The 16,130-nt window shown below is 60.9% G+C and carries 18 protein-coding genes; 16 read left to right on the top strand and 2 right to left on the bottom strand.

Features of this window, described 5'->3' with window-relative positions; all coding sequences use genetic code 11:
• Window positions 1–5 precede the first annotated feature (5 nt).
• Entirely contained in the window at window positions 6–626 is a 621-nt protein-coding gene (locus AC1Q5O_RS08690) for a ParB-like protein (protein WP_492563123.1), read from the top strand.
• A 180-nt stretch (window positions 627–806) separates the two neighbouring features.
• On the opposite strand, the gene phnF is transcribed toward AC1Q5O_RS08690, so the two are convergent.
• Window positions 807–1,553: a phosphonate metabolism transcriptional regulator PhnF gene (phnF, locus tag AC1Q5O_RS08685; RefSeq protein WP_464661103.1), complete on the bottom strand. Its 747-nt coding sequence runs from the start codon at window positions 1,551–1,553 to the stop codon at window positions 807–809.
• 84 nt (window positions 1,554–1,637) lie between these two features.
• On the opposite strand from phnF, the gene phnG reads away from it, so the two are divergent.
• The 14 genes from phnG to phnN all read left to right on the top strand — a co-directional run bounded on the left by phnG (window position 1,638) and on the right by phnN (window position 13,676).
• Window positions 1,638–2,126, top strand: a complete 489-nt coding sequence (gene phnG, locus AC1Q5O_RS08680; RefSeq protein ID WP_492562418.1) for a phosphonate C-P lyase system protein PhnG — start codon at window positions 1,638–1,640, stop codon at window positions 2,124–2,126.
• On the top strand, window positions 2,126–2,737 hold the full coding sequence (gene phnH / locus AC1Q5O_RS08675) for a phosphonate C-P lyase system protein PhnH (protein WP_492562417.1): 612 nt from the start codon (window positions 2,126–2,128) through the stop codon (window positions 2,735–2,737). The genes phnG and phnH overlap by 1 nt, the downstream gene beginning before the upstream one ends.
• A 3-nt stretch (window positions 2,738–2,740) precedes the next feature.
• Window positions 2,741–3,847, top strand: coding sequence for a carbon-phosphorus lyase complex subunit (locus AC1Q5O_RS08670; RefSeq protein WP_492562415.1), 1,107 nt, complete (start codon window positions 2,741–2,743; stop codon window positions 3,845–3,847).
• Window positions 3,844–4,725: an alpha-D-ribose 1-methylphosphonate 5-phosphate C-P-lyase PhnJ gene (locus AC1Q5O_RS08665; RefSeq protein WP_463012186.1), complete on the top strand. Its 882-nt coding sequence runs from the start codon at window positions 3,844–3,846 to the stop codon at window positions 4,723–4,725. The genes AC1Q5O_RS08670 and AC1Q5O_RS08665 overlap by 4 nt, the downstream gene beginning before the upstream one ends.
• Window positions 4,726–4,727: 2 nt before the next feature.
• Window positions 4,728–5,504 (top strand): phosphonate C-P lyase system protein PhnK, encoded by a 777-nt coding sequence (gene phnK, locus AC1Q5O_RS08660; RefSeq protein WP_091877674.1) that lies wholly within the window; start codon window positions 4,728–4,730, stop codon window positions 5,502–5,504.
• A 4-nt stretch (window positions 5,505–5,508) separates the two neighbouring features.
• Complete coding sequence (phnL, locus tag AC1Q5O_RS08655; protein WP_464661095.1) at window positions 5,509–6,216, top strand: phosphonate C-P lyase system protein PhnL; 708 nt, start codon at window positions 5,509–5,511, stop codon at window positions 6,214–6,216.
• Window positions 6,213–6,827 carry a DapH/DapD/GlmU-related protein gene (locus AC1Q5O_RS08650; protein ID WP_472460842.1) on the top strand — a complete coding sequence of 205 codons (615 nt, stop codon included), beginning with the start codon at window positions 6,213–6,215 and terminating at the stop codon, window positions 6,825–6,827. Before phnL ends, AC1Q5O_RS08650 begins: the two co-directional genes overlap by 4 nt.
• Before the next feature lie 98 nt (window positions 6,828–6,925).
• Window positions 6,926–7,759 carry a phosphonate ABC transporter ATP-binding protein gene (gene phnC, locus AC1Q5O_RS08645; protein WP_223612877.1) on the top strand — a complete coding sequence of 278 codons (834 nt, stop codon included), beginning with the start codon at window positions 6,926–6,928 and terminating at the stop codon, window positions 7,757–7,759.
• 83 nt (window positions 7,760–7,842) lie between these two features.
• The gene (gene phnD / locus AC1Q5O_RS08640) at window positions 7,843–8,754 is read left to right on the top strand and encodes a phosphonate ABC transporter substrate-binding protein (RefSeq protein ID WP_223613473.1); all 912 of its coding nucleotides are present in this window, start codon (window positions 7,843–7,845) and stop codon (window positions 8,752–8,754) included.
• A 77-nt stretch (window positions 8,755–8,831) separates the two neighbouring features.
• Complete coding sequence (gene phnE / locus AC1Q5O_RS08635; RefSeq protein WP_223612878.1) at window positions 8,832–9,791, top strand: phosphonate ABC transporter, permease protein PhnE; 960 nt, start codon at window positions 8,832–8,834, stop codon at window positions 9,789–9,791.
• A gap of 9 nt (window positions 9,792–9,800) precedes the next feature.
• On the top strand, window positions 9,801–11,135 hold the full coding sequence (gene phnE, locus AC1Q5O_RS08630; protein WP_492562411.1) for a phosphonate ABC transporter, permease protein PhnE: 1,335 nt from the start codon (window positions 9,801–9,803) through the stop codon (window positions 11,133–11,135).
• Between the two features lie 65 nt (window positions 11,136–11,200).
• The gene (locus AC1Q5O_RS08625) at window positions 11,201–11,908 is read left to right on the top strand and encodes a DUF1045 domain-containing protein (RefSeq protein ID WP_492562409.1); all 708 of its coding nucleotides are present in this window, start codon (window positions 11,201–11,203) and stop codon (window positions 11,906–11,908) included.
• A 2-nt stretch (window positions 11,909–11,910) separates the two neighbouring features.
• Window positions 11,911–13,050, top strand: coding sequence for an alpha-D-ribose 1-methylphosphonate 5-triphosphate diphosphatase (locus AC1Q5O_RS08620; RefSeq protein ID WP_492562407.1), 1,140 nt, complete (start codon window positions 11,911–11,913; stop codon window positions 13,048–13,050).
• Window positions 13,047–13,676 carry a phosphonate metabolism protein/1,5-bisphosphokinase (PRPP-forming) PhnN gene (phnN, locus tag AC1Q5O_RS08615; protein WP_426136935.1) on the top strand — a complete coding sequence of 210 codons (630 nt, stop codon included), beginning with the start codon at window positions 13,047–13,049 and terminating at the stop codon, window positions 13,674–13,676. Before AC1Q5O_RS08620 ends, phnN begins: the two co-directional genes overlap by 4 nt.
• A 66-nt stretch (window positions 13,677–13,742) precedes the next feature.
• On the opposite strand, the gene AC1Q5O_RS08610 is transcribed toward phnN, so the two are convergent.
• On the bottom strand, window positions 13,743–14,810 hold the full coding sequence (locus AC1Q5O_RS08610; protein ID WP_492562405.1) for a porin: 1,068 nt from the start codon (window positions 14,808–14,810) through the stop codon (window positions 13,743–13,745).
• A 309-nt stretch (window positions 14,811–15,119) separates the two neighbouring features.
• On the opposite strand from AC1Q5O_RS08610, the gene dusA reads away from it, so the two are divergent.
• Complete coding sequence (gene dusA, locus AC1Q5O_RS08605) at window positions 15,120–16,130, top strand: tRNA dihydrouridine(20/20a) synthase DusA (RefSeq protein ID WP_492562403.1); 1,011 nt, start codon at window positions 15,120–15,122, stop codon at window positions 16,128–16,130.

Genomic DNA, 16,130 nt, shown 5'->3' with positions numbered 1-16,130 from the left:
TGCAGATATCCGGAACAAGAGAACCCATTGTAACGCCGGTTGCGATCAAGGATCTGCGGCCGACCCAGATCACCGTCGGCATGCGCGAAGTGGACGAAAAGCGCAAGAAATGGCGCCAGCAGAAGGGCGCGAAGGGCGGCAAGTTTCTCGGCGAACACATGATCCCCGTGGTGCTTGGACCGAACAGGCGCAATTACGTCATCGACCATCACCATCTTGCGCGCGCACTGCACGAGGAGGGGGTAAAACACATTCTTGTCACCGTCGTCAGCGACCTGTCATCGCTGGAGAAGGATGCGTTCATGGTGGTTCTCGACAATCGCGGCTGGATGCATCCCTTTGATGCCGAGGGCAAACGCCGTGACTATGCGGCCATTCCCAAGGCGATCAAGGATCTCGACGACGATCCGTTCCGCAGCCTTGCCGGTGAACTGCGCCGTGCCGGCGGCTATGCCAAGGACACCACGCCGTTCAGCGAGTTCCTCTGGGCGGATTTTCTGCGGCGCCGGATAGGCCGCAAGGCGGTGGAAGCCGATTTTGACGCCGCTCTCAACCGTGCCCTCAAGGAAGCCAAGGGCGATGCCGCCGGTTATCTGCCGGGCTGGTGCGGGTCGGTGACGGATTAGGAATGAATTGACGCTTGGCATTCCCATCGTGCGTGGTTCGACAAGCTCACCATAAGGGAGGTGGTTTGGCTGCATGCCAATCGCGAACGTCGCAGAATAAGGCTCGCTGCAACTCTCGGCCTCCCTCATGGTGAGCTTGTCGAACCACGCACCACGCGCGATGCAATCGACTGCCGATAACTAGACCATCGACTTGCCGTCGATTGCGATCTCCATGCGGTCGGCGGCAAAGCGGCTTCTGGCATATTCAATGGGATGGCCGTCCATATCGACATTGATCGCCGTGGAGACGAGAACGATGGCGCCCGGCGACAGGCGCAGGTGCCGCAAATCCTCCGCATCCGCATGGCGCGCGGCGATGATGGTCGATTTGCGCAGATAATCGTCAATGCCGGCCGCCTTCAGGGCGGCGGTGATGGAACCTGATACCCGGTAATCCTCGACCACGTTGGGTACCCGCGCCGCATCGAACCATGCGGTGGCGCAGGAAACGGGATTGCCGTCCGCCGTGTGCATGGAATCGATCCTGATCACCTGGCCGCCCGTCATGCCGAGGGCTGCGGCGACTTCTCCCGCCGCGTCCTCGATGCGGTGACCCAGCAATATGCCTCTGGTCTCGCGCACCTGCGTCGCCAGGATTTCGGAAAACCGCGTCCGCTCGCCGATGCGGTAGGTCAGTTTCTTGCTGTTGGCCACGAAGGTGCCGCGGCCCTGTTCGGCGCGCAGCACGCCTTCCTTGGTCAGGGCGGCAATGGCGCTGCGGATGGTGTGGCGGTTGACCGCGAAGCGTTCGGCCAGGGTTACCTCCGGCGGCAGCCTGGCGCCGCTCGGCATTTTCCCCGCCGTGATGTCGCCGCGGATCTGGTCGGCAATCTGCCGCCAGATGGCAACGCCGCTGTTGCGGGTGATGAATCGCGCGGATTTCACGTTTTGTCATGCTCCTGTCATTGACGGGATTTATAGGTGTGTTTATTGTCTAATTGTATAGATAAATAGACAAATCTGAGCGAGATGTCAATGATCAAAGAAAATATACAGTCCACGGAAACCGGCGGCGCGCCGGATCTGCAGCGCAAGGCCGCCATGGCCCTGCTGGCGCAGGCGACCGCGCCTGAAATGGCGGCCCTGTGGGCCGGATGGGGCGACAAGCCCGAGATAGAGACCCTGCGCGGCCCGGAAACCGGCCTCGTCATGCTGCGCGGCCGTATCGGCGGCGGCGGCGCGCCGTTCAACCTCGGCGAGGCGACAGTGACGCGCGCAACGGTGCGGCTCGGCAATGGTGCCGTCGGCCATGCCTATGCGCTCGGCCGTCACCGCGAGAAGGTGCGGCTTGCCGCCGTCTTCGATGCGCTGTGGCAGCAGCCGGAATGCCGCGATGCGGTGGAGCGCGCGGTGCTTGCGCCGATTGCCGATCGTCTCGAACGCGACCGCACGTCGAAGCGCGCCGAGACCGCTGCGACCAAGGTCGATTTTTTCACAATGGTACGGGGTGACGACTGATGCATTCGGACACACAAATCTTCGAGGGCGGTTTCAGCGACAGCGTGCTGAACGCACAAACCGTTTTCCGCGCGCTGATGGATGCGATGGCCAATCCCGGCAGGATCGTGGACGTGAGCGATCTCGCCGTGCCGCCTGCACCGCTGACGTCTCTGGCCGCGTCGATTGCCGCAACCCTGTTCGATCACGACGCAACCGTGTGGTGCGACCGGGCGATCTCCGGTTCAACGGCGTGCGCGGGATGGCTGAAATTCCATACCGGCCTCGAATTGACGGATGAAACGGCGGAAGCCGATTTTGCCCTGATCAGCGATGTGGCAACGATGCCCTCGCTTGAATCCTTCTGCCGCGGCACGTCGGAATATCCTGATCGTTCGACGACGCTGATCCTGCAGATCGACGGTTTCGACGGCGCGGACACGCTCGTTCTCGAAGGGCCGGGGATCAAGGATTCCATGGCGTTCTCACCCAGCCAGCTGCCGAAAATGTTCATCGATCAATGGATCGCCAACCGCGCGGCTTTCCCGCGCGGTGTCGACCTGATCTTCGCCGGCAAGGGTGCGCTTGCCGCGCTGCCCCGCACCACGCGCATCAAGAAGACGGAGGCCTGAACCATGTATGTTGCAGTCAAGGGCGGTGAAGCCGCCATCCGCAATGCGCACAAGCTTCTGGCTGACCGGCGCCGCGGCGACCGGGATGTGGCGCCCATCCAGCTCGATCAGATCGTCGAGCAGATGTCGCTGGCCGTCGACCGGGTCATGGCCGAGGGCTCGCTCTACGATCCCGAACTTGCGGCGCTCGCCATCAAGCAGGCGCGCGGCGATCTGATCGAGGCGATTTTTCTCGTGCGTGCCTACCGGACCACATTGCCCCGTTTCGGCTATACCAAGGCGCTGGAAACGGCGCAGATGCAGATCGAACGGCGCATTTCCGCCACGTTCAAGGATCTTCCCGGCGGGCAGCTTTTGGGCCCGACATTCGATTACACCCACCGTCTGCTCGATCCTGAGCTTGCCGTGGATGCACCGATTGAAGCGCCGGACCAGCGCGACGAGCCGGAGGTTTTCACACCCCGGGTCACCGACATCCTCGGCCATGACGGCATGATCGAGGAAGATGGCGACCTGCCGGAAGGCGCAGTTGCGGGGGATTTGACCCGCGAACCGCTGACCTTTCCGCTGGAACGCGATCTGCGCCTGCAGGCGCTGGCACGCGGCGATGAAGGTTTTCTGCTCGGGCTCGCCTATTCGACGCAGCGCGGTTATGCCCGCAGCCATCCCTTTGTCGGTGAAATCCGCATCGGCGAGGTCGAGGTTGAACTTGAGGCGGCAGAGCTGGATTTCCCGCTGACGCTCGGCACCATCCGCGTCACCGAATGCCAGATGGTCAACCAGTTCAAGGGGTCGGCAAAGCAGCCGCCGCAGTTCACGCGCGGCTATGGCCTGGTGTTCGGCCAGAGCGAGCGCAAGGCCATGTCGATGTCGCTGTGCGACCGTGCCCTGCGGGCAAGGGAGCTGGGCGAAGATATCACCGCCACGGCGCAGGACGAGGAATTCGTCATTTCCCACAGTGACAACGTGCAGTCGACGGGCTTCGTCGAGCACCTGAAATTGCCGCATTACGTGGATTTCCAGGCCGAACTCGATCTGATCCGGCGCATGCGCGCCGAGCATGAGCGCAATCGGCTGGACGGCGTCGAAACCAAAGAGGCAGCAGAATGACCGATCTAGCGACCTATAATTTCGCCTATCTGGATGAACAGACCAAGCGGATGATCCGCCGCGCCATCCTGAAAGCCATTGCCATTCCGGGGTATCAGGTGCCGTTCGCCTCGCGCGAAATGCCGATGCCCTATGGCTGGGGCACCGGCGGCGTGCAGGTGACCGCCGCCGTTCTCGGACCGGACGATACCTTGAAGGTGATCGATCAGGGTGCCGATGACACGACCAACGCCGTGTCGATCCGGGCTTTCTTCCAGAAAGTCGCCAATGTCCGCGTGACCACGAAAACAGCGGATGCGACGATCATCCAGACGCGCCACCGCATTCCCGAAGCACAGCTGCAGGCCGGGCAAATTCTCGTCTATCAGGTGCCGATCCCCGAGCCGTTGCGGTTCCTGGAGCCGCGCGAGACCGAAACCCGCAAGATGCATGCGCTCGAAGAATACGGACTGATGCACGTCAAGCTCTATGAGGACATTGCCCGCCACGGCCATATCGCCACCACCTATGCCTATCCGGTGAAGGTCGAGGGGCGTTATGTGATGGACCCGTCGCCGACGCCGAAGTTCGACAATCCGAAGATGCATATGTCCCCGGCATTGCAGCTTTTCGGGGCAGGGCGCGAAAAGCGCATCTATGCGGTTCCGCCCCATACGGAAGTCGTCAGTCTCGATTTCGAGGATCATCCCTTTGAAATCCAGACATTTTCCCAGCCTTGCGCCCTGTGCGGGGCGAAGGGCAGCTATCTGGACGAAGTCATTCTCGATGACAAGGGCGGCAGTATGTTCGTCTGTTCGGATACGGATTTTTGTGAAGACCGGCAGGCCAAGGGGCACCGCGGTGCGCTGGCGGCAGATACGGCAGAGGCAGCGGAATAATCATGAGCGATACACCTCTCTTGAAGGTCAAGGACCTCTCCAAATTCTACGGCAGCCGCATCGGCTGCCAGAATGTCTCGTTCGAGCTGTGGCCGGGTGAAGTGCTGGCGATTGTCGGTGAATCCGGCTCCGGCAAGACGACATTGCTCAACTGCCTGGCAACGCGTCTTGCCCCGTCGGCGGGCTCGGTGGAATACCGCATGCGCGACGGCCAGTTCCGCGATCTCTACCGGTTGAGCGAGGCGGAACGCCGTTTCCTCATGCGCACCGACTGGGGGTTCGTGCATCAGAATCCGGCCGATGGGCTGCGGATGACCGTTTCCGCCGGTGCCAATGTCGGCGAGAGGCTGATGGCCATCGGCGACCGGCATTATGGCAATATCCGCGCGACGGCCACCGACTGGCTGGGCCGGGTGGAAATCGCTTCCGACCGTATCGATGACCAGCCGCGCGCCTTCTCGGGCGGTATGCGTCAGCGTCTGCAGATTGCCCGCAATCTCGTCACCAATCCCCGGCTTGTCTTCATGGATGAGCCGACAGGCGGTCTCGACGTGTCGGTGCAGGCGCGTCTGCTTGATCTGTTGCGCGGGCTGGTGAGCGATCTCGGGCTTGCGGCCATCGTCGTCACCCACGATCTCGCCGTCGCCCGGCTGCTGTCGCACCGGATGATGGTGATGAAGGACGGCCACATCGTTGAAACCGGTCTGACCGACCGGGTGCTTGACGATCCGCAGGCGCCTTACACCCAGCTTCTCGTTTCCTCCATCCTGCAGGTCTAGCATCATGCCAACACCTCTCGTTGTTTCCGATGTCGCCAAAAGCTTCACCATGCATCTGCGCGACGGCATTCGTCTGCCCGTGGTGGCGAATGTCTCGTTTTCCATCAAGGCGGGTGAATGCGCCGTGCTCGGCGGTCCGTCCGGGGCGGGCAAAAGCTCGATCCTGAAAATGGTCTACGGCAATTATGCCGTCGACCGCGGCCAGATCATCGTGCCCTATGGCGACCGGCTCGTGGATCTTGCCAGTGCCGACCCGCGCACGGTTCTGGGCGTGCGCCGCGACATGATCGGCTATGTCAGTCAGTTCCTGCGCACCGTGCCGCGTGTGTCGGCGCTCGATGTCGTTGCCGAACCGCTGGTGGCGCGCGGCATCGACCGCACCGAAGCGCGCGACAAGGCTGCTGCCCTGCTTGCCGGGCTCAATCTGCCCGAACGGCTCTGGTCACTGCCGCCTGCCACCTTCTCCGGCGGTGAACAGCAGCGCGTCAATATTGCGCGCGGTTTCATCACCGATCACCCGATCCTGCTTCTGGATGAGCCCACGGCTTCGCTCGATGCCAAAAACCGCGAAGTGGTCGTTTCGATGATCCGCAGCAAAAAAGAAGCGGGTATCGCCATGCTCGGTATTTTCCACGACGAGGATGTGCGCGAGGCCGTGGCCGACCGCATCATCGACGTGACCGCATTTGCCGTGCAGAGCGAGGCAGCATGACCCGGCTTTCCCCAACACCGCTTATTCACGCGACCGCGCACGTCGAGGACAGCGAACTCGGCCGCTACACGGAGATTTCCGAGCGCTGCCGCATCAGTGAAACCAAACTCGACGATTATTCCTACATCATGCAGGACGGTGCGGTCTGGTGCGCCACGATCGGCAAGTTCGCCAACATCGCGGCGAGCGTGCGCATCAACGCGACCAATCATCCGACGTGGCGGCCAACGCTGCATCACTTCACCTATCGTGCCGGCGATTACTGGGACGATGCGGGTCCGGAAGAGTCGTTTTTCGAATGGCGCCGGACCAATCAGGTGCGTATCGGCCACGATGTCTGGATCGGCCATGGCGCGACGGTTCTGCCGGGCGTTACCGTTGGCGATGGCGCCGTGATCGGGGCAGGGGCGGTGGTCTCACGCGATGTTGATCCCTATACGATTGTCGGCGGTGTCCCCGCCCGCAAAATCCGCGACCGTTTCGACAAAAAGACGGCGGAACGCCTGCAAACACTGGCGTGGTGGGACTGGGATCATGCCCGTCTGCGTGGTGCTCTGGATGATTTTCGCGCCCTCGATATCGAGGCATTTCTCGAAAAACATTCAGGCTGACTTCTGCCATCCCCAGTTGTCACGTAAGTGCAATAAAAGTGCCATCGCACCTTCACACTAGGGCTTTAGGACAGGGCAATACCAACAAGGATTGGCCTATGCTGAAGATTGAAAACGTGACGCGTCGTTTTGGCAGCAATATTGCCATCGACAATGTCAATGTTGAAATCCCGCAGGGGCAGATGGTCGGAGTCATCGGTCGCTCGGGTGCAGGCAAGTCGACGCTGCTGCGCATGATCAACCGCCTGATCGACCCGTCCGAAGGGTCGATCATCTTCGACGGCAAGGATGTGGCCAAGCTCAACGGCTCGGCGCTGCGAACCTGGCAACGCGATTGCGCGATGATCTTTCAGCAGTTCAACCTTGTTCCCCGCCTCGATGTCCTGACCAATGTCCTCCTTGGGCGCCTGAACCACCGATCCACCATCAAAAGCCTTCTCGGCATATTCTCACGCGAAGAACGTGCCATGGCAATCGCCGCCCTCGAGCGGCTCGATATTGCCAAAACCGCCCTGCAGCGGGCCGGAACACTCTCCGGCGGACAGCAGCAGCGGGTCGCCATCGCCCGGGCGCTGATGCAGAACCCCAAAGTCATTCTCGCCGACGAACCCATCGCCTCCCTCGATCCGCGCAATGCGCAGGTGGTGATGGAATCCTTGCGTGACATCAATGAAAAAGAGGGTCTCACCGTCATCACCAACCTGCATACGCTCGATACGGCGCGGCATTTCTGCGAGCGCATCATCGGCATGCAGGGCGGCAAGGTGGTTTTCGACGGAACGCCGGACGATCTGACCGAGGCTGCAGCGCGCCGCATCTATGGTGCTGATGGCCTGAAGGATGCTTTCTCGGAAGCCATCACATCTACAAGCATTGCGCGTCATGCGCCGACACCAATCCCCGAATTAGAGGCCATATTGGCCGCGCGTTGAGCGCAAACGGATCGGCTTGCCCACGTAACGGGCTCAAGTCCACATAAAAAACTCTGGAAGCTTTGACAGGAGAGATAGTCATGTTGCTTAAGAAAGCCCTTATGGGTGCGATTGCAATCAGCGCCGTGTTTGCAGGCTCGATGGCTCGTGCCGAAAACCTTGAGACCTTTCGCGTCGGTATCATCGGCGGCGAAAACGAAGCAGACCGCCTGCGCAACTACCAGTGCATCGTCGACAAGCTGCCAAAGGTTCTCGGCGTCAAGGACGTCAAGCTGTTCCCGGCGACGGATTATGATGGCGTCATCCAGGGCCTGCTCGGCGGCACCCTCGACTATGCGGAACTGGGCGCTTCTGGCTTTGCCAAGATCTATCTGACCAATCCGAAGGCTGTCGAACCGATCCTGACCACCGTCCAGACCGACGGCGCGACCGGTTACTACTCGATCATGGTTGCCCGCAAGGACAGCGGCATCAAGACGCTGGCCGACATGAAGGGCAAGAAGCTCGGCTTTGCCGATCCTGACTCCACATCCGGTTACCTGATCCCCGTTACCTCGCTGCCGAAGGACATCAAGACCTCGGTCAAGGAATACTTCTCCGAAACCGGTTTCGGCGGCGGTCATGAAAACCTCGTTCTCGCCGTCAAGGATGGCAAGTTCGATGCCGGCACGACATTCGGCTCCGGCGTCGGCAAGTTCGACGAAGGCTACACGTCAGGCAATCTGCGCAAGATGGTCGACAAGGGCCTGATCGACATGAAGGATTTCGTCGAACTCTGGAAGTCGCCGCTGATCCCGAACGGCCCGATCGTTATCCGCACCTCGCTGGATGCCGACCTGAAGAACAAGTTCAAGGCCTTCATGCTCGATCTGCCGAAGAGCGATCCTGCCTGCTTCGCAGCCACCATGGGCGGCGATTTCAAGAGCTATACTGAGGTCAACACCCAGTTCTATCAGCCCATCATCGACGCCCGCAAAGCGCAGATCGGCGGATAAGCCAGACACACATCATCACGGCCAGTTCTGCGGATCTGGCCGTGATTTTGTTTGCGGCACCTTGAAGGATGTTTGCAATGAGCAGAACCGCTTCCCCTGAGTTGTCGTCCGACGGCATCCAGATCGAACGGCACTGGCAGGAGCTTGCCGGACGCCGCCGTGCCTATAGCTGGATCATCGCCATAGGACTGCTGGTCACCATTGCCGGGTCCCTGTGGTTTGCCAATGAATCCAATGCGGGCAAGTTCTTCGACCGTTTGCCGCATCTCTTCGATTTTGCCGGTGATCTGGTTCCGCGCGACGGATGGGAAGTCTGGCGCGCCATGTTCGATCTGCCGTCGCCCTATTTCGACGGAAGCCTGAAATATGACTATCCCGAAGGGCGGGTCTATCTCTTCGGCGGGTTCTACATGCCCGAATATTTCTACAAGATGCTGGAAACGCTCAATATCGCGATTCTGGCGACACTCGCCGGTTTCATTTTCGGTTTCATGATCTGCTTTCTCGCGGCCAAGAATCTCGTGAAGAACCGGTTCATCCGGTTTGCCGCACGCCGTTACATGGAAATCCTGCGCGCCTTTCCGGAAATCGTCATTGCCGGTTTCTTTGCGGCCATCCTGTCTCTTGGGCCGATCCCTGCGATGTTCGCCGTCGGCATCCACACGATCGGCGCTCTCGGCAAACTGTTCTTCGAAGTCGTCGAGAATGCCGACATGAAGGCGGATGAGGGGCTGCGCGCCGTCGGTGCCAACTGGTTCGAGCGGGTGGGCTTTGGCATCGTGCCGCAGGTCATGCCGAATTTCATGTCCTATGCGCTGCTGCGGCTTGAGATCAACGTGCGCGCCTCGACCATCATCGGCGCCGTTGGCGGCGGCGGTATCGGCGAGGAGCTGCGTCTGTCCATCGGACGCGGGCATCAGGCCAAGACGCTGGCGATCATCCTGCTCCTGTTCGTGACGATCATTGCCGTGGATCAGTTTTCCGCATGGCTGCGCCGCCGCCTCGTGGGCGAGCAGGCCTTCACTGTCGGTGGTTAGGATACTATCATGAGCGCTATCACAGCCGACACCATTGCCGATTTCGAGACGCGGTATCCCGCCGTTTTCAATCCGCCGTTCTGGCGCCGTTTCATGCCTGTGCTGATTGCAGCGGGCATCGTGGCCTATGTGTTCTATTGCTGGTGGTTCTTTTCCATCGGCACCGTGCTTGCCGGCGGCCAGTGGCAGCGTGCCGAACTCTACGCCCGCGATTGGGTGTCCTATGCCATCAAGACTACGGTTCGGCCGGGGCCGACTGGCGCGACCGTCAGCTATCCCCGGTTTTCCGAGCTGGGCGACAATCCGAACCCGAGCTGGGTGGTGAAGGACGGCAACAATGTCGCCGTCCTCTTCGGTTCGGACAAGAAGCTCGACATCAACGATCAGCGCGTGATCGTCACGCGGGGCGGCGAGACCCTGACGGTGCTGCTGGCGGCAGACGGCGCCAAGCCGCAAGGGCCGCTGCCGGGCTGGGCAACCCTGAAGGAAGACCAGGTGACGGTGAGTTTCGGCTTTGCCGGGCAGGCCGACATCATTCCGCAGCGGGTCGTGGTGAGCCGCCGGTTCCTCGGCTGGGCGAATTTCGTCTTCGATACGAGTTCGCCGTTCTGGGGCAAGTCCTTTGGCGAGGTGGCCTCGCTGATCGTCAGCGGCGAGCGCATCAAGCCTGAGATGTCGAATGCATCGCTTGCCTTCGACAATATCTGGTTCAACTCCTCATGGCAGCACGGCGATGTCTGGACAAAACTGCTGCAGACCATCGTCATGGCCTTCATGGGCACGCTGATGGCGTCGCTGCTGTCGTTTCCGCTGGCCTTCATTGCCGCGCGCAACATCACGCCGAATGTCTTTGCCAACCAGATCACCAAGCGCTTCTTCGACTTCCTGCGCTCGGTTGATATGCTGATCTGGGCGCTGTTCTTCACCCGCGCCTTCGGCCCGGGACCGCTGGCGGGTATTTCGGCGATCTTCTTCACCGACACCGGCACGCTGGGCAAGGTCTATTCGGAAACGCTTGAAAACATCGACGACAAGCAGCGCGAGGGCGTCAAGTCCGTCGGCGCGTCGCCGGCCAATGTGCAGCGCTACGGTGTCCTGCCGCAGGTTCTGCCGGTTTTCGCCAGCCAGGCGCTGTATTTCTGGGAATCCAACACCCGCTCGGCCACCATCATCGGTGCCATGGGGGCGGGCGGCATCGGCCTGAAATTGTGGGAAGCGATGCGCACCAACACCAACTGGCACAATGTCGCCTATATGGTCGTCCTCATCCTCGTTGTGATATTCATTTTTGACGGCATATCCAACGCCCTGCGCTCCCGTTTAAGCGGGAAGACACAACATTAAATCTCGACGTTCAAAGGCTTGTCATATTTGAAGCGTAACGCGAGACTGTTCCAGAGGAATCATCCATGCGCTATGCAATCTATTTCACGCCGCCATCGGCCGACCCGCTATTGAAAGTGGCGGCGAACTGGCTTGGCCGCAACGCCTTCACCGGCCAGCCGGTGCGGCCGCCGCAGATCCGCGATCTGGCGCATGAGGATTTTGCCCAGCTGACCGAGTCGGCGCGCCGCTACGGTTTCCATGCAACGCTGAAGGCGCCGTTCCATCTGGCTGACGGGATCGAAGAGCGCGAGCTTCTCTCGGCCCTCATGCATTTTGCCTCCTCCATCGAACCCGTCGAAATTCCCAAGCTGACGATCGCCAATCTTGACGGGTTTTTCGCCCTCGTGCCGGAGGAACCGGTGGACAGGCTGAACCAGCTGGCCAATGACGTGACGGTGGCCTTCGACCGTTTCCGCGCGCCGCCGAGCGATGCGGAGATCAAGCGGCGCAACCCGGAAAACCTGTCGCCGGCCCAGCGCCGCAATCTGGAACAATGGGGCTATCCCTATGTTTTTGAGGATTTCCGCTTCCATATGACCCTGACAGGTCCGGTTCCCGAGCGTGACCGGCCCAAAATCGAACGTATTCTGAGTGAATTCTTGGAGCCAGTCCTCGAAGAGCCAGTCGAAATCAACAATCTCGCTTTGTTTACGGAAGCCGAGCCGGGCTTCCCCTTTGAAATTCACTCGCTGCATCCGCTGGCCGGAACCAACCGTAGAAAGACTGCCTGATCATGTCCGCCGAATTGATCCTGAACAACGCGCAAATCGTTCTCGAAGATGACGTCATCAAGGGATCTGTCCTGATCCGTGACGGCAAGATTGCCGATATTTCAACCGGGACGGCAGCGGGCGGCGAGGATTTTGACGGCGACTATCTCATTCCGGGGCTTGTCGAACTGCACACGGACCATCTGGAAGGCCACTACGCGCCGCGTCCGCGCGTGCGCTGGAATCCGATTGCAGCTGTGCTTGCGCATGATGCGCAGATTGCCTCATCCGGTATCACCACGGTTCTCGATGCGCTGCGCATCGGCCTTGACCGCGATGCGGACATGTCCGCCCAGGAAATCCGCAAGCTGGCCGACGCCATCGAAGACAGCGTGCAGCAGGATCGCCTGCGAGCGGATCACTATTTCCATCTGCGCTGCGAAGTGTCGGTCGCCGACTGCCTCGACGGGTTCCATTATTTCGACAATGACAGCCGCGTGCGCCTGGCCTCGCTGATGGATCATGCGCCGGGCCAGCGTCAGTTCGTCGACCTGGAAACCTATGCCTATTACTACCAGCGCAAGCTGAAGCTGTCCGACCTTGAGTTCAACGTGTTCTGCGAACAGCGCATGGAGGAATCGGCCCGCCATTCCGCACCGCACCGGAAAGCCATTTCCGATCTGTGCCGCGAGCGCGGCATCGTGCTGGCCAGCCATGACGACGCGACGACAGCCCATGTGGATGAAGCGGTTGAGCAGGGCATCCACGTTGCGGAATTCCCGACGACGCTGGAAGCGGCGGCTGCCTCGAAGCAGGCGGGCCTTGCCGTGCTGATGGGCGCGCCGAACGTCGTTCGCGGCGGTTCGCATTCCGGCAATGTTTCGGCGCGTGAGCTGGTCGAACATGGCCACCTCGACATCCTGTCCTCCGACTATATTCCGTTCAGCCTGATCCAGTCGACCTTCTTCCTGAGCGACGTGGTTGAGGGGATTACCCTGCCGGATGCGGTGCGGCTGGTGACCAAGAACCCGGCCGAGGCGGTCGGTTTCGACGACCGCGGTGTCATTGAAGTCGGCAAGCGCGCCGATCTGGTGCGGGTCCGGGTTGACGAGCACATTCCGGTCGTCCGCACGGTGTGGCGCGAAGGCCGCCGGGTGGTCTGATGGCAGCGGCAACGATCGAACGCGCACTCAATCCGGCTTCGGCGCCGTTGCGCAACGGCGTGTTTGTCGCCGTTGTCGGCCCGAGCGGGGCGGGCAAGGACACGATCATGGATTTTGCCCGCGACGCATTGCGCGGCCAGCCGGATTTCCATTTCGTGCGCCGGGTGGTGACACGGCCATCGACGGTCGATGCGGAAGACCATGACAGCCTGGGTGAGGAAGAGTTTCTGGCCGCGCAGCGGGCAGGGGCGTTCTGCCATTGCTGGGAGGCCCACGGTTTGCGCTACGGCTTGCCCGTCTCGGTGGACCAGCAGGTGGAACAGGGCGCGGTGGCCATTGCCAATGTGTCGCGCGGTGTCCTGCCGGCGTTGCGCCAGTCCTATGCCAATTTCATCGTCGTGCACATTACCGCGTCGCCCGAGGTTCTGGCGCAGCGTCTGGCCGCGCGCGGCCGCGAGGACGCCGAGGAAATCAAGCGCCGCCTGATGCGGGCTGCGCCAAACCCGTGCGATCCCTCCGATGCCGTCATGATCGACAATTCCGGCGAGGTTGCCGTTGCGGGCAGCGCCTTCGTCGCTGTGCTGAGGAAATCATCGGCCTTTGCCGCCGTTTCCGAGCAGATATGAACCAGACTTATCCGGACATGCAAAAACCGGGGGCAAGCCCCCGGTTTTGTTTACTCTTCGGTCTTCCTAGAAATTGCGCTGGAAGCGGATCGTACCGCCGAAAGCATCGTCGTTGCCGCCATTGGCAAGCGAGGTGTCCTTCCGGTCGCCGTCAAACTTGGTGTAGTTCACTTCCGGTGTGATGGTGAAGCCGGGGACGAGCTCGTAAGCAACGTTCAATGCCGCAGCAACGGTGCCTTCCGATTCATAGCCGACGAGACCGTTGATAGTTGCCTTGTCGGAAACCTTGGCGGCCAGTCCGCCCCAGGCCGCCCAGTCGCCATGCCATGGCGCGAGGAAGTTGCGGTTGACGCGGGTGGTGTCGTAGCCGGACTGATAGCCGCCCATGACGAAGGCCGAGAACGTATCGGTGAACTTCAGGTCGAAGCGCAACTTGCCGGCGAATTCTTCGACGTTGGAGTCATAACCGCCGATCGCACTGACACCGCCCCAACCCTGCTCGAACTTCACGCCACCCATCAGGTGCGGCAGGTAGCTGTCGATGACATAGCCGGAATAGCCGTCATTGGTCGAACCCTGTTCGGCGGCGACGATGACCGAGAAGCCATTGCCCGCGGCATAGGTATAGCTGACCTGGTTGCTCGCCCAGCTGTTGTAGTTGATCACATCGTCATTGATGATGTTGCCGGCGTAGTTGGTCCATGAGCCGAAGATTTCGTCGGCAACACCGATGCGGAAGCCGCCAAGCTCAATGAAGGCCTGCGGAATGGTGCCGCCGCTGTTCACGCCATTGGTGTATTCGAAACGGGTCTGGATGTAGGAACGCAACGTGCCGAGTTCGGTTTCCGAGCGGGCATCGAAGCGGATTTCCGTGCGCAGATGCTTGTTCCAGGTGCCGAACTCGCCGCCGCGGTAGACATTGTCACCCGCGCCGACATCGTAGCGCACATAGCCGCCGATCTTCAGGCAGGTTTCAGTACCGGGGATATAGAAGAAGCCCTTGCCATAAGCATCGCAGACGCGAACATACTCAACCGGTTCCGGCTGCGCCACCACGATAGCATCCGCTGCGCGGGCGCCAGTAACGGCAACCAACGCCGCCGCCGAGCCAAGAAGAATAGCTTTGATGTTCATCGGGAACCTCCATGCAAATCGATGAATCTGTTTTAGGCCGGTTTTTATGACGGTGTAAAACTGAAAAATGCCGAACCGGCGGTTCGATAGACTTTGTTGCGGTTTTATCACGCTACTGAATGTATCCTATCAGGCCGGGGCATTGTGGCGCGAAAGCCATGCTCCGGTGGACAAAACGACCGCCGCGCATTATGAGGAGCGGCGCAATCTGTGGCGATGGCCGGGCAAATTCGGCCGTTTGACCGTCACGTTGCCGATCACGAATTGTGCAAACGCGCCAACACCAATCGAAAGCATCCGGACGTGGCAATGACGGCTGAACAGAACAATGGCTACACGCACAACCGCTTTGCGGTTGCGCCGATGATCGATTGGACCGATCGCCATTGCCGGACGCTGCACCGCCAGTTCACGCGCCATGCCTTGCTCTACACGGAAATGATCGTGGCGGATGCGGCCATCCACGGCAATCGCGAACGGCTCCTGGGTTTTTCCAGCGCCGAGCACCCCGTTGCCTTGCAGCTCGGCGGCTCCGATCCGGCCAAGCTCGCCGAAGCGGCGCGGGTAGGGGAAGCCTTCGGTTACCGCGAGATCAACCTGAATGTCGGCTGCCCGTCGGACCGCGTGCAGTCCGGCACGTTCGGTGCCTGCCTGATGAAAACGCCCGGTCTGGTGGCCGATTGCGTCGCGGCGATGAAGCGGTCGGTGTCGATCCCGGTCACGGTCAAATGCCGGATCGGCGTCGATGATCAGGATATTGAACCGGCGCTCGACGATCTCGCTGGCGGCGTGTTCGCGGCCGGGGCCGATGCCCTGTGGGTGCATGCGCGCAAAGCCTGGCTCAAGGGGCTTTCACCGAAGGAGAACCGGGATATTCCGCCGCTGGATTATGACCGCGTCTACCGGCTCAAGCGGCAAAACCCGAGTCAATTCATCGGGATCAATGGCGGTATTCAGACGCTCGATGAAGCGCTTCAGCATTTGAATCATGTGGATGGTGTCATGCTCGGCCGCGCCGCCTACAACAATCCCATGTTGCTCGCCGATGTGGACAGGGCGATCTATGGCGATGCCCGTCCGGCCGCATCGGTCGATGCGATCATCGACCATATGTGCGCCTATGCGGATGAGCATGTGCGGCAGGGCGGGCGCGTCTCGCACATAGCCCGCCACATGGTCGGCATGTTCCACGGCGCAGCCGGTGCGCGGCGCTGGCGCCAGATTCTGTCCACGGAAGCCAACAGGCCGGATGCGGACAGCAGTGTTATCCGCCGTGCCTATGAAGCCGTGCAGGCCGGATCGGCCGACCAGGCCGCCTGA

Source organism: Phyllobacterium sp. MT110 (assembly GCF_058792715.1).
The sequence above is the reverse complement of the archived record's forward strand: the minus strand, read 5'-3'. Positions and strand labels throughout refer to the sequence as shown.

Coding starts and splice junctions, on each gene's coding strand:
- AC1Q5O_RS08670 (WP_492562415.1), top strand. CDS start 2,741: ATGTATGTTGCAGTCAAGGGCGGTGAAGCCGCCATCCGCAATGCGCAC.
- AC1Q5O_RS08610 (WP_492562405.1), bottom strand. CDS start 14,810: ATGAACATCAAAGCTATTCTTCTTGGCTCGGCGGCGGCGTTGGTTGCC.
- dusA (WP_492562403.1), top strand. CDS start 15,120: ATGACGGCTGAACAGAACAATGGCTACACGCACAACCGCTTTGCGGTT.
- phnK (WP_091877674.1), top strand. CDS start 4,728: ATGAGCGATACACCTCTCTTGAAGGTCAAGGACCTCTCCAAATTCTAC.
- phnH (WP_492562417.1), top strand. CDS start 2,126: ATGCATTCGGACACACAAATCTTCGAGGGCGGTTTCAGCGACAGCGTG.
- AC1Q5O_RS08650 (WP_472460842.1), top strand. CDS start 6,213: ATGACCCGGCTTTCCCCAACACCGCTTATTCACGCGACCGCGCACGTC.
- phnL (WP_464661095.1), top strand. CDS start 5,509: ATGCCAACACCTCTCGTTGTTTCCGATGTCGCCAAAAGCTTCACCATG.
- AC1Q5O_RS08620 (WP_492562407.1), top strand. CDS start 11,911: ATGTCCGCCGAATTGATCCTGAACAACGCGCAAATCGTTCTCGAAGAT.
- phnE (WP_492562411.1), top strand. CDS start 9,801: ATGAGCGCTATCACAGCCGACACCATTGCCGATTTCGAGACGCGGTAT.
- AC1Q5O_RS08625 (WP_492562409.1), top strand. CDS start 11,201: ATGCGCTATGCAATCTATTTCACGCCGCCATCGGCCGACCCGCTATTG.
- phnC (WP_223612877.1), top strand. CDS start 6,926: ATGCTGAAGATTGAAAACGTGACGCGTCGTTTTGGCAGCAATATTGCC.
- AC1Q5O_RS08665 (WP_463012186.1), top strand. CDS start 3,844: ATGACCGATCTAGCGACCTATAATTTCGCCTATCTGGATGAACAGACC.
- phnE (WP_223612878.1), top strand. CDS start 8,832: ATGAGCAGAACCGCTTCCCCTGAGTTGTCGTCCGACGGCATCCAGATC.
- phnG (WP_492562418.1), top strand. CDS start 1,638: ATGTCAATGATCAAAGAAAATATACAGTCCACGGAAACCGGCGGCGCG.